The sequence below is a fragment of the Streptomyces sp. NPDC099050 genome, from assembly GCF_044759865.1.
Lineage (GTDB): Bacteria > Actinomycetota > Actinomycetes > Streptomycetales > Streptomycetaceae > Streptomyces.
In genome coordinates this window covers 153,125-166,249 of record NZ_JBIWAE010000011.1, presented here as the reverse complement: position 1 = coordinate 166,249, position 13,125 = coordinate 153,125, and the positions used below count along the sequence as shown (strand labels likewise).

8 protein-coding genes are annotated in these 13,125 nt (G+C 71.6%); 1 reads left to right on the top strand and 7 read right to left on the bottom strand.

The genetic code is table 11. The annotated features are described in order from the left end of the window. Positions 1-23: 23 nt before the first annotated feature. The 7 genes from topA to bldG all read right to left on the bottom strand — a co-directional run bounded on the left by topA (position 24) and on the right by bldG (position 10,248). Positions 24-2,840, bottom strand: a complete 2,817-nt coding sequence (topA, locus tag ACIQV3_RS20305) for a type I DNA topoisomerase (protein WP_403713789.1) — start codon at positions 2,838-2,840, stop codon at positions 24-26. 463 nt (positions 2,841-3,303) lie between these two features. Continuing rightward, positions 3,304-3,501: a hypothetical protein gene (locus ACIQV3_RS20300; RefSeq protein WP_403713788.1), complete on the bottom strand. Its 198-nt coding sequence runs from the start codon at positions 3,499-3,501 to the stop codon at positions 3,304-3,306. 187 nt (positions 3,502-3,688) lie between these two features. After that, on the bottom strand, positions 3,689-5,254 hold the full coding sequence (locus tag ACIQV3_RS20295; RefSeq protein WP_403713787.1) for a methyltransferase: 1,566 nt from the start codon (positions 5,252-5,254) through the stop codon (positions 3,689-3,691). A gap of 273 nt (positions 5,255-5,527) precedes the next feature. Further along, a complete protein-coding gene (locus ACIQV3_RS20290; RefSeq protein WP_403713786.1) occupies positions 5,528-6,094 on the bottom strand; it encodes a small secreted protein in 567 nt (188 codons plus the stop codon). Positions 6,095-6,283: 189 nt separating this feature from the next. After that, positions 6,284-8,701 (bottom strand): sodium-translocating pyrophosphatase, encoded by a 2,418-nt coding sequence (locus ACIQV3_RS20285; RefSeq protein ID WP_403713785.1) that lies wholly within the window; start codon positions 8,699-8,701, stop codon positions 6,284-6,286. Between the two features lie 663 nt (positions 8,702-9,364). Further along, the gene (locus tag ACIQV3_RS20280) at positions 9,365-9,805 is read right to left on the bottom strand and encodes an ATP-binding protein (RefSeq protein WP_403713784.1); all 441 of its coding nucleotides are present in this window, start codon (positions 9,803-9,805) and stop codon (positions 9,365-9,367) included. Positions 9,806-9,906: 101 nt separating this feature from the next. Continuing rightward, entirely contained in the window at positions 9,907-10,248 is a 342-nt protein-coding gene (bldG, locus tag ACIQV3_RS20275; RefSeq protein WP_243339893.1) for an anti-sigma factor antagonist BldG, read from the bottom strand. An 81-nt stretch (positions 10,249-10,329) separates the two neighbouring features. Between bldG and ACIQV3_RS20270 the strand changes: the two genes are divergently transcribed. Beyond that, on the top strand, positions 10,330-12,801 hold the full coding sequence (locus tag ACIQV3_RS20270; protein ID WP_403713783.1) for a DEAD/DEAH box helicase: 2,472 nt from the start codon (positions 10,330-10,332) through the stop codon (positions 12,799-12,801). The last annotated feature ends 324 nt before the right edge of the window (positions 12,802-13,125 follow it).

The window sequence follows — 13,125 nt, the reverse complement described above, 5'->3', positions numbered from 1 at the left end:
CCCTGCCGGTGACTACTCGGCGACTACTCGTCCGCCGGTACGGCCGCCGTCTTCTTCACGACCGTCTTCTTCGCCGTGGTCGCCTTCTTGGCGGTCGTCGTCTTCTTCGCCGCCGTCTTCTTCGCGGCAGCCGTCTTCGTGGCCGTCGCCTTCTTCGCCGGGGCCTTCTTCGCCGGAGCCTTCTTGGCCGTCTTCTTCACCGGACCCTTGGCGCGCTTCTCCGCGAGCAGCTCGTAGCCCCGCTCCGGCGTGATGGTCTCGACGTCGTCGTCCCGCCGCAGCGTCGCGTTCGTCTCGCCGTCCGTCACGTACGGGCCGAACCGGCCGTCCTTGACGACCACCGGCTTCTCGCTCACCGGGTCCGTACCGAGCTCCTTCAGCGGCGGCTTGGCCGCCGCGCGCCCCCGCTGCTTCGGCTGCGCGTAGATCGCGAGCGCCTGCTCCAGGGTGATGGCGAAGAGCTGGTCCTCGGTCTCCAGCGACCGCGAGTCCGTGCCCTTCTTCAGGTACGGGCCGTAGCGGCCGTTCTGCGCGGTGATCTCCGCGCCCTCCGCGTCCACGCCCACGACCCGGGGAAGGGACATCAGGCGCAGGGCGTCCTCGAGCGTGACCGTGTCCAGGCTCATCGACTGGAACAGCGAGGCCGTCCGCGGCTTGACCGCGTTCTTGCCCGTCTTGGGCGTGCCCTCGGGGAGGATCTCCGTCACGTACGGCCCGTAGCGACCGTCCTTCGCGACGATTTCGTTCCCGCTGATCGGGTCCTTGCCGAGCTCGAACTCGCCGCTCGGCTTCGCGAAGAGCTCCTCCGCGTACTCGACCGTCAGCTCGTCGGGGGCCAGCTCCTCCGGGACGTCCGCCCGCTGGTGGCCCTCGGCGTCCTTCTCACCGCGCTCCACGTACGGCCCGTAGCGGCCGACGCGCAGGATGATGCCCTCGCCGACGGGGAAGGAGGAGATCTCCCGGGCGTCGATCGCGCCCAGGTCGGTCACCAGCTCCTTCAGACCGCCGAGCGCGTCGCCGTCGGCCGGCACGACCTCGGTCGCGTCCTCCGCGCCGAAGTAGAAGCGCTTCAGCCACGGCACGGACTGGGCCTCGCCCCGCGCGATGCGGTCGAGGTCGTCCTCCATCTTGGCGGTGAAGTCGTAGTCGACGAGCCGCCCGAAGTGCGTCTCCAGCAGGTTGACCACGGCGAACGACAGGAAGGACGGCACGAGCGCCGTGCCCTTCTTGAAGACGTACCCGCGGTCCAGGATCGTGCCGATGATCGACGCGTACGTCGACGGACGGCCGATCTCCCGCTCTTCCAGCTCCTTGACCAGCGAGGCCTCGGTGTAGCGGGCCGGCGGCTTGGTCGAGTGACCGTCGACCGTGACGTCCTCGGCCGACAGCGCGTCGCCCTCGGCGACCTGCGGGAGACGCTTCTCACGGTCGTCGAGCTCGGCGTTCGGGTCGTCCGCACCCTCCACGTAGGCCTTCATGAAGCCGTGGAAGGTGATCGTCTTGCCGGAGGCCGAGAATTCCGCGTCGCGGCCGTCGGCCGACCGGCCGCCGATCTTCACGGTCACCGAGTTGCCGACCGCGTCCTTCATCTGGGAGGCGACGGTCCGCTTCCAGATGAGCTCGTACAGACGGAACTGGTCGCCGGTCAGACCGGTCTCGGCCGGGGTGCGGAAACGATCACCCGAAGGACGGATCGCCTCGTGCGCCTCCTGCGCGTTCTTGACCTTGCCCGCGTAGACGCGGGGCTTCTCCGGCAGGTACTCGGCCCCGTAGAGCTGCGTGACCTGCGCCCGCGCCGCCGAGATCGCGGTGTCGGAGAGCGTCGTGGAGTCGGTACGCATGTAGGTGATGAAGCCGTTCTCGTACAGCTTCTGCGCCACCTGCATCGTCGCCTTCGCACCGAAGCCGAGCTTGCGCGAGGCCTCCTGCTGGAGCGTCGTCGTACGGAACGGGGCGTACGGGGAGCGGCGGTACGGCTTGGACTCGACCGACCGGACGGCGAAGGAGGTCTCCGCCAGCGCGGCGGCCAGCGCCCGCGCGTTCGCCTCGTCGAGGTGCAGCACCTCGCTCTTGAGCTGCCCGGTCGAGCCGAAGTCGCGGCCCTGGGCCACGCGCTTGCCGTCCACCGTGTTCAGGCGGGCGACCAGCGTGGACGGGTCGGAGGCGTCACCGGCGCGGCCGGTGGCGAAGGTGCCGGTCAGGTCCCAGTACTCGGCCGAGCGGAAGGCGATGCGCTCGCGCTCCTTCTCGACCACCATGCGGGTGGCCACCGACTGGACGCGGCCCGCCGACAGCTTCGGCATGACCTTCTTCCACAGGACCGGCGAGACCTCGTAGCCGTAGAGGCGGTCGAGGATGCGGCGGGTCTCCTGGGCGTCGACCATGCGCTGGTTCAGCTCGCGCGGGTTGGCGACGGCGTCGCGGATCGCGTCCTTGGTGATCTCGTGGAAGACCATCCGGTGGACGGGGACCTTGGGCTTGAGGACTTCCTGCAGGTGCCACGCGATGGCTTCGCCCTCGCGGTCCTCATCGGTGGCGAGGAAGAGTTCGTCGGACTCGGCCAGCAGCTCCTTGAGCTTCCTGACCTGGGCCTTCTTATCCGCGTTGACGACGTAGATCGGCGCGAAGTCGTGCTCGACGTCCACACCGAGACGGCGGACCTCACCGGTGTACTTGTCGGGAACCTCGGCCGCGCCACTGGGGAGGTCGCGGATGTGCCCGACGCTCGCCTCGACGACGTATCCGGGGCCGAGATAGCCCTTGATCGTCTTCGCCTTGGCAGGGGACTCGACGATGACGAGTCGGCGGCCGCCCTTTGCGGTCTCGCTAGTCGGGGACAACTTGGCTCTTCTCTCCGGTCGGCACTCGGTCGCAGTACGGCGACGCTGCGGAGTGTGACGGTACAACCCGCCCCCGTGTCAAACGGCAGAAGCCCGCAACGGCCACTCGAACGGTAACCCGACAAGTGCCATTTCTGCCGCCCGGATGCCGCGCCAGGCCCTGCGCACTCACCGGGCCGAGTGGCCGAAGGGCCGTCTGGCCCCGCCCCCGGACCCCTCCCCACGTCGGTGTTCACCGGTGTTCACCGATGTGTACGGGCCTGCGCGCAATCCGGACGAGGGGGCGAAACCCGGCGCGCCGCCGGAGCCCGGACGACATCCGGCCGATCCGCCGGGGCCACGAACCGTGAGCCGCGCCCCGGCCGGCGCGAGGCGGCCGCCACGGCCGGTCCGACACCGCCGGAGCGACACCCGCGGGGCGACACCCCCGGGGCGACATCGCCGGAGCGGCACCGCCCCGGCGTCACAGCCGTCCGAGGCACCAGACCCCGAGGGCCAGCGAGACCCCGCCCGCGAGCAGTGCCAGCGGTACGGCCACGCCGGGGCGCACGCCCTCGGCCACCGGCGCGCCGCGTGCTGCGCGCACCCCCGTCCAGGCCAGCAGAGCGGCCCCGAACAGCAGGAACACGGCCGCCGCGAAGATCGCCGGACCGTGCTCCATGCCGCTCCCCTCGTCCCCCGGGCCCATTCCCCCGGGCCCATTCCCCCGGGCCCTTCCCCCGGGCCGCTCTCGGGATCCCCCCGGATCCCGCTGACGGGAGGATTTCAGCCGAGGGCAGACAGCAGGCGAACCCGGGGTGACATCCCGGCTTCGACCGCCCGGGCGCCTGCCGGCCCGGCCGCCCGGCCTACTCCCCCGCGACGTCCCCCGCGGCTTCCGCTTGCGCCCCGGTCAGCGGCTCCAGGAACCCCTGCTCCACCAGCATCCGGATCGCCTCGGGCGTGCGGTCCCGCAGGACCACCGGGTCCTCCTCCACCAGCTGGGCGATGGCGTCCAGAATCCGCCCCGCGCTCAGTGATCCGTCGCACACCCCCGCGAAACCGGCCCCGACCGTGTCGACCTTGGTGGCCCGCCGCATGCCCCGGTTCTGCCGGAGCACGACGTGTTCCGGATCCTCCGCGCCGGGCGCGCCGACCTGCTCCTGCACGACCTCCTCGGTCAGCCGGAAGTACCCCGCGAGCAGCGCCGCGTCATCATGGTCGCGCAGGTAGTCCTGGCGTGCGAAGTGATCGAGCACGGCCTCGCCGAGCGGCTGTTCCACCGAGTGCGGCCATTCCTCGACCACGATCGACGGCTCGGCCGCGTCGCTGCGGCGCAGCGTGATCCAGCCGAACCCGACCGCCTTGGTCTTGCGGGCTTCGAACTCGTCCAGCCAGTCCTCGTACCGCTGTTCGTACGCGGCGGGGTCGGAGCGGTGGTCGCCCGCGTCGCGCAGCCACAGTTCCGCGTACTGCGTCACGTCCTGCACGTCGCGCTGCACGATCCAGGCATCGCAGCCGCGCGGCACCCAGGCCCGTACCCGGTCGTGCCAGTCCTCGCCGTCCACGTGCTGCCAGTTGCCCAGGAACTGCGCGAACCCGCCCTGGTTGAGCCGGGCCCCGGCCTCCTGGACGAGGGTCCGGCACAGGTCGTCGCCGCCCATCCCGCCGTCCCGGTACGTCAGCCGGGCGCCCGGGGAGATCACGAACGGCGGATTCGACACGATCAGGTCGTACGTGGCCTCGCCGACCGGCTCGAACAGCGACCCGGCGAGCAGCTCCGCCTCGGGGGCGCCCGACAGTGCCAGCGTCAACCGGGTGAATTCCAGGGCCCGCGGGTTGACATCGGTCGCCGTGACCCGGGTCGCGTGCTGGGCGGCGTGCAGCGCCTGGATCCCGGATCCGGCGCCGACGTCGAGGGCCGAGCCGACCGGCGTGCGGATGGTGATCCCGGCCAGCGTCGTGGAGGCTCCGCCGACACCGAGGACCACGCCCTCCTCACGGCTGCCGATGCCGCCGGCCCCGCCCACGGCGCAGCCGAGGTCGGAGACGATGAACCAGTCCTCGCCGTCCGGACCGCCGTACGGGCGCACGTCCACGGTGGCGTGCACCTCATCTCCCTCGCGCCGCAACCAGCCGTCGGCCAGCGCCGCGTCGACGGGCAGGGCGGCCGCGGCGTGCACGTACGGCACCGGCTGCCGCAGCAGGAACAGCCGGGTCAGGCTCGCGAGCGGGCCCTCGCCGTGGCTCCGCGTGGCGCGCAGGGCGGGGACCGTCTCGCTGCGGGCCAGCGCGGCGTACGCCGGGGCGCCGAGCAGGTCGAGCAGCCCGTCGGCGGTGAAGCCCGCGGCGAGCAACGCGGCGCGGAACTCGGCCGCGCGGGCCGACGAGGGGAGGTGGGCGGGCAGACCGGGGGGAAGGCTGGTGGTACTCACCCGCCCATTGTGGCCGCTGCCGCCGCCATTGCCCGCGCCACACGGCCTTCGGCGTGGGCGGCCGTCGCCCCCGCGAGCCGCCGACCGGGGAACTCGGCCCGGGACGGGCCCCGACCGGGCGCAGTTCCGTACGGCAGGAGTCGTTCGCCGCCGCCCTGTCCGCGGCCCTGCCGCCGGACGTGCGCCCCCGGTCACGCGCCGGGGCGGCCGGGGTCCCGAAGGATCCCGGCCGCCCCGGTGGGTGCGGCGCCGCCGGCGGGGCGGCGGCCCGCGTTAGGACTTCGCCGGCGACGGAGTCGTCACCTGGCAGCCCTTCTGACTGTTCATCGCCTTGTCCAGCCCGCCCGCCTTGAGCTGGTCGAGGGCTTCCTTGCCGCCCTTGGTCGCTTCCTCCAGGCCGCCCGCCACGTCCTTGAGGCCCTCGGCGAACTTGCCCTGGTCCTTGGCGTCGAGGGCGTCCATCTTCGTCTTCAGGGCGGTGTAGCCCGCCGACGTGGACTCGAAGCCCATGACCGCGGCGGCCTGGGTCTTCTCCCCGTCCTTCACGGGCGGAACTCCCGCGTCCGTCAAGGCCGTACCCATCGCCTTGTACGACTGGGACATGGTCCCGAAGGCCGCCGAGTCGGTCGACTGGACCTCCTCGGGCTTACTGCTCTCGGTCGCCACCCGCTTGATGTCGGCGTTCGCCTGCTCGATCTTCTCGAGCTCGGGCTGCCAGCTGTCGCAGACCTTCTTGGCCCAGGCGTCGGTCTTCTTGTCGCCGTCGTCACCGCCGCAGCCGGACAGGACGAGCATCAGCACCGCAGCGCCCGATACCGCGGCCGCAAGCTTCTTGTTCACCGGATTGGTCCCTTCGAAGGCTCTCGGCCCGGAAGATACACGTCCACCATCGGGGAAACGCAAAGGCGGACGGACGGCGCGTCAGTCCGCGCCGTCCGTCCGCCGTTCGGGCGTACGGTCGAGATCCGTGCGAGCCGTGCCCGCGCGAGCCGGGTCAGGCCCGCGAGAGCCTTCTGCCGAACGGCCGTCTCAGGAGGAGACCGCCGCCGCCGGGTCGCCCTGCTGACCCACCCGCTCGGCGGTCGCGCCCTCGTCCGCCCCGTCGTCGCCCACGGCGATGCCGCGGCGCTTGGAGACGTACACCGCGCCGACGATGACGCCGATCGAGAGGACCGCGACGATCGCCCGTACGGTCGGGCTGGCGTCCGCGCCGTAGCTGAACTGCACGATCGCGGGGGCGATCAGCAGCGCCACCAGGTTCATGACCTTGAGCAGCGGGTTGATGGCGGGACCGGCGGTGTCCTTGAACGGGTCGCCGACGGTGTCGCCGATGACGACCGCCTCGTGCGCCGCACTGCCCTTGCCGCCGTGGTGCCCGTCCTCGACGAGCTTCTTCGCGTTGTCCCACGCACCACCGGAGTTGGCGAGGAAGACCGCCATCAGGGTGCCGGTGCCGATCGCCCCGGCGAGGAAGGAACCGAGCGCACCGACTCCGAGCGTGAACCCGACGGCGATCGGGGTGAGGACGGCGAGCAGCCCGGGCGTGGCGAGTTCGCGCAGCGCGTCCTTCGTGCAGATGTCCACGACGCGCCCGTACTCGGGCTTCTCGGTGTAGTCCATGATCCCGGGGTGCTCCCGGAACTGCCGGCGCACCTCGTAGACCACCGCGCCCGCCGAGCGGGAGACGGCGTTGATGGCGAGGCCGGAGAACAGGAACACGACGGCCGCGCCCAGGATCAGCCCGACCAGGTTGTTGGGCTGCGCGATGTCGAGGCTGAGGTTCATCTCCCCGCCGGCCTTGACGCCGACCTCCTTGACCGCGTTCGCGATGGCGTCGTTGTACGAGCCGAAGAGCGCGGCCGCGGCGAGCACCGCCGTGGCGATGGCGATGCCCTTGGTGATGGCCTTGGTGGTGTTGCCCACCGCGTCCAGGTCGGTCAGCACCTGCGCGCCGGCGCCCTCGACGTCCCCGGACATCTCCGCGATGCCCTGGGCGTTGTCGGAGACCGGACCGAAGGTGTCCATGGCGACGATGACGCCGACCGTGGTGAGCAGACCGGTACCGGCCAGCGCCACGGCGAAGAGCGCCAGCATGATCGAGGTGCCGCCGAGCAGGAACGCCCCGTACACGCCGAGCCCGATGAGCAGCGCCGTGTACACGGCGGACTCCAGGCCGACCGAGATGCCGGCGAGCACGACCGTGGCGGCGCCCGTCAGGGAGGACTTGCCGATGTCCCGGACGGGACGGCGGTTGGTCTCGGTGAAGTAGCCGGTGAGCTGCTGGATCAGGGCCGCGAGCACGATGCCGATGCCGACGGCGACGAGCGCCAGGATCCGCGGGTCGCCAGGGTGCCCGGAGATCGCCGCGTCTTCGACGCCGACGAGCTCCTTGTAGGTGCCCGGCAGGTACGCGTAGACGGCGATCGCGACGAGGATCATCGAGATGGCGGCGGAGATGAAGAAGCCCCGGTTGATGGCGGTCATTCCGCTGCGGTCGGTACGGCGCGGGGAGACCGCGAAGATGCCGATCATCGCGGTGACGACCCCGATGGCGGGGACGATCAGCGGGAAGGCCAGGCCCAGGTCGCCGAAGGCGGCCTTGCCGAGGATGAGGGCCGCCACGAGGGTGACGGCGTAGGACTCGAAGAGGTCGGCGGCCATTCCCGCGCAGTCTCCGACGTTGTCGCCCACATTGTCGGCGATGGTCGCGGCATTGCGCGGGTCGTCCTCCGGAATGCCCTTTTCGACCTTGCCGACCAGGTCGGCGCCGACGTCGGCGGCCTTGGTGAAGATGCCGCCTCCGACACGCATGAACATCGCGATGAGCGCGGCACCGAGGCCGAAGCCCTCCAGGACCTTGGGCGCGTCGGCGGCGTAGACGAGCACGACGCAGGACGCGCCGAGCAGGCCGAGGCCGACGGTGAACATGCCCACCACGCCGCCGGTGCGGAACGCGATCCGCATGGCCTTGTGGGAGACCTCGGTGAGGTCCTTGGCGGGCTCGCCCTCGGCGGGGGTGGCCTCGCGCGCGGCGGCGGCTACGCGGACGTTGGCACGGACCGCGAGGCGCATGCCGATGTAGCCGGTGGCGGCCGAGAAGACGGCGCCGACGAGGAAGAAGGCGGAACGTCCCGACCGCTGCGTCCAGTCGTCGGCGGGGAGCAGGAACAGCAGGAAGAACACGACGACGGCGAAGACGCCGAGCGTGCGGAGCTGCCGGCCGAGGTAGGCGTTGGCGCCTTCCTGGACGGCGGCGGCGATCTCCTTCATCTTGTCGGTTCCCTCGTCGGCGGCGAGGACCTGGCGGACCAGGATCTGCGCGACGACGAGTGCGGCGATGGCCACGGCCGCAATGACGATCACGATGAGCCGATTGTCATCCGTGAGTACTGCGGATGCCAGGTTCGTGGTGCGACCCGGCGCGATAGGGGTGAAGAGCCCCGTCATTCGTCCTCCTTGACGTGATGAGCTCAAGATGTGGACGGATTGTAGGGAGCGCGACCCGATCAAAACAGTACGCAGGAAACGGAATTGGCCCGCACTTGCTCCTCACCAATAGATCTGGTCACTCCATTACCCTCGAAAGCGGTAACGGGGCAAAAGCATTGACGCTTGATCAGCGATCAATAAACCCGGCGGGGAACGATCACGAAATGGATCTACGCTCACCCGAAAGGCCCTGCTCGGCAGGGCATTGAATAAGATCGGAAGATACGTCGGCACGCGCGGCGGAACATCATCGGTGCCCACCCACCCGGCGCTTCCCACGCCTTACCGGCACCCGCCCGGTCCCCCCTCGCCAGACGACCGCCCTCCGGGCACTGCCCGCGCCAGAGCCCGACCGGGGCACGAAACCGACGGGGAAGCGGCAAACCCACGGGGCGGGACGAGAACCCGCCGGACGTCACGAGAACCCGCCAGGCCCCTCCCGGGACAGCACGAACCCCCCGGCCGAGGGCGACGCAGCATCCCCCGGGCAGCACGAAAACCCGCCGGGCGGCCCGAAGGCAGCCCGGCGGGTACGGAGCGCGTACGCGGCCCAGCGGTGGCCGGGCAACGGCCGGCCGGCGACCGTCAGCAGCCGGGGAAAGCCCGAGCAGCAGCAGCCGACTACGGCAGTTCGGAGGTCCCCGAGACGGGCCAGCTCATCCGGATGGTCCCGCCGGCCTCACCGCTGATGACCTCGACGTCGTCGACCAGGCCGCTGATCACGGCGAGGCCCATTTCGTCCTCGCCGTCGATGTCGGGGTCCAGCACGGCGTCGATTCCGGGCACGGCGGCAGCCGGACCGCCGGCCGGCCCGGGTACTTCGTCGCTGACCTCGATGGAGAACACCTTCTCCTCATCGGTCAGCACCACCCGGACGGGCGCGGTGAGTCCGTTGGTGCGATGCAGTCCGACGGCACGCGAACAGGCCTCGCCCACGGCGAGGCGGACCTCGTCGAGGACGGCTTCCTCCACCCCGGCCCGCCGCGCCACGGCGGCCGCGACCAGGCGGGCCGTCCGGACGTGTTCGGGCTGGGCGCTGAAGCGCAGTTCAACGGTGGCCATGCGCGTCCCCCTCGGACTACGGGCGTGCCTTACAGGGGCCCGGACCGCTCGTGGCCCGGTACCCCTCGCTCCATCGGCGGCCGTTTCGCCGCCGAGCGCCGTCAGTCGGTGGCGTTGACTGCGTCTTCCACCGAGTTGTGGATCGGAAACACCTTGGTCAGACCGGTGATTCGGAAGATCTTCAGGATGCGCTCCTGGTTACAGACCAGACGCAGTGAGCCCTCGTGCGCGCGGACGCGCTTGAGGCCTCCCACGAGCACACCAAGCCCGGTGGAGTCGAGGAAGTCCACTCGCTCCATGTCGACAACCAAGTGGTAGCTGCCGTCGTTCACCAACTCGACCAACTGCTCGCGCAGCTTGGGCGCGGTATACACATCAATCTCGCCACCGACCTCCACGACCGTACGGTCGCCGACAGTGCGAGTCGACAGGGACAGGTCCACGGATCCTCCAGCACCTTGCTATCGAGCGGCGCCCCCCAGGGGCCTCCCCACCCGGAGGTGGACGAGGGATTGGCTGCCGCGATGGCATTCAATCACTTACCGGCAGGCGCGCACGACGCCTTCCGACCATTGTCCCGCACGCCGGTGACACACTCGGTTCCAATGGCCAACACTCACCGTCCCGGTCCGCCCACGGCACCCGAGGACGTCAGACCCACCCCCGGCACGGTCCTGGACCGGCTGTCACGGGGGCCTTCCCGGGCTGCGCGCATCACCCATACGGAGCACTTGCCCCCTCGGGAGGGTCGTCATGCGGTCTGGCCCGATCGCATCCGAACTGATGTCGTAGCCGCGATTCGGGCGGCCGGGATCGACCATCCGTGGGAACACCAGGCCGCGGCGGCCGAGCACGCCCTCGACGGCGAGTCCGTGGTCGTCGCCACGGGCACCGCCTCGGGCAAGTCGCTGGCCTACCTCGCGCCCGTGCTCTCCGCCCTCGCCGAAGGGGCCGAGGCGCCCAGCGGCCGGGGCGCGACCGCCCTGTACCTGGCCCCGACCAAGGCCCTGGCCGCCGACCAGCGCCGCGCCGTACGGGAACTGGCCGGCCCCCTCGGCAACGCCGTCCGGCCCGCGGTCTACGACGGGGACACCCCCTTCGAGGAGCGCGAGTGGGTGCGCCAGTACGCCAACTACGTCCTCACCAATCCCGACATGCTGCACCGCGGGATCCTCCCGGCCCACCCGCGCTGGTCCTCCTTCCTGCGGGCCCTGCGCTACGTGGTCATCGACGAGTGCCACACCTACCGGGGCGTCTTCGGCTCCCACGTCGCCCAGGTCCTGCGGCGGCTGCGCCGCCTGTGTGCCCGCTACGGCTCCGATCCCGTGTTCCTGCTGGCCTCCGCCACCGCGAGCGACCCGGCGACGGCCGCGTCCCGGCTGACGGGCCTGCCGGTGGTGGAGGTGTCCGACGACGCCTCCCCGCGCGGCGAGGTCGTCTTCGCCCTGTGGGAGCCGCCCCTGACCGACCTCAAGGGCGAGCGGGGCGCACCCGTACGCCGTACGGCCACCGCCGAGACCGCCGATCTCCTCACCGACCTGGTCGTACAGGGCGTCCGTACGGTCGCCTTCGTCCGCTCCCGGCGCGGCGCGGAGCTGATCGCGGTGATCGCCCAGGAGAAGCTCGCCGCCGTGGACCGCTCGCTGCCCCGGCGGGTCGCGGCCTACCGCGGCGGCTACCTGCCCGAGGAGCGCCGGGCCCTGGAGCGGGCCCTGCACTCCGGCGAGCTGCTCGGCCTGGCCGCGACGACCGCCCTGGAGCTGGGCGTGGACGTCTCCGGCCTGGACGCCGTCCTGATCACCGGCTACCCGGGCACCCGCGCCTCCCTGTGGCAGCAGGCCGGCCGCGCCGGGCGCTCGGGCCAGGGCGCCCTGGCCGTCCTGGTCGCCCGGGACGACCCGCTGGACACCTACTTGGTCCACCACCCCGAGGCCCTCTTCCGGCAGCCGGTGGAGGCCACGGTCCTGGACCCCGACAACCCGTACGTCCTGGCCCCGCACCTGTGCGCGGCGGCGGCGGAGCTGCCGCTGACGGAGCCCGACCTCGACCTCTTCGGCCCGGCCGCGCGCGAGCTCCTCCCCCAGCTCGAAGCGGCGAAGCTGCTGCGCCGCCGGGCCACGGCCTGGCACTGGACCCGCCGGGAACGGGCCTCGGACCTCACCGACATCCGGGGCGGCGGCGGACGCCCGGTCCAGATCGTCGAGGCCGCCACGGGCCGGCTGCTGGGCACGGTCGACGAGGAGGCCTCCCACTCCGCCGTGCACGACGGGGCGGTCCACCTCCACCAGGGCCGCACGTACCTCGTGAAGCACCTGGACCTGGAGGATTCCGTGGCGCTGGTCGAGGAGGCGAACCCGCCGTTCTCCACGACGGCCCGCGATACGACCGCCATCTCCGTCCTGGAGACCGACACGGAGATCCCCTGGGGCCGCGGCAGGCTCTGCTTCGGCTCGGTGGAGGTCACCAACCAGGTGGTCTCCTACCTGCGCCGCAAGCTGATCACCGGCGAGGTGCTCGGCGAAGCCAAACTGGACCTGCCGCCCCGCACCCTGCGCACCCGGGCCGTCTGGTGGACGGTCACGGAAGACCAGCTCGACGAGGCCAGGATCAACCCGGAGATCCTCGGTGGCGCCCTGCACGCCGCCGAGCACGCCTCCATCGGCCTGCTCCCGCTCTTCGCCACCTGCGACCGCTGGGACATCGGCGGGGTCTCCGTCCCGCTGCATCCCGACACCCTCCTCCCGACGGTCTTCGTCTACGACGGCCACCCGGGCGGCGCGGGCTTCGCCGAGCGTGCCTTCCACACGGCCCGCGCCTGGCTGACGGCGACCCGTGACGCCATCGCCGCCTGCGAGTGCGAGGCCGGCTGCCCCTCGTGCATCCAGTCCCCGAAGTGCGGCAACGGCAACGACCCCCTGCACAAGCGCGGCGCCGTCCGGCTCCTCACCCACCTCCTCTCGGAATCCCCGCCCCCCGACCCACCGGCGACCCCCTGAACCCGGTCGGGCCGACCGGTAGGAACTCGGGCCGCACGGGCCGGTCAGTGATTGGCTGAATATCGCCCCTGGCGCCCCGCGAACCGGAACACCCGGCCCGAAGGCACGACCCGCCCTCGCAGCCGCCTCTCAGCCCCCTCTCAGCCCCCTCACGGCCCCCTCGCGCCCCGTCCCTGCGGCGCCCGGCGGAGCCCGGCGGAGCCCCGGGCGTTCATCGGGCCCCAGCCGGCCCCCACGGCCCCACGGCCGTGCATCTGGGGCGGCACCTGGGCCTTCCCGGGTGGATCTGGGCCCTTCCCGGCGGATCCGGCCCCGTCCCGGTGG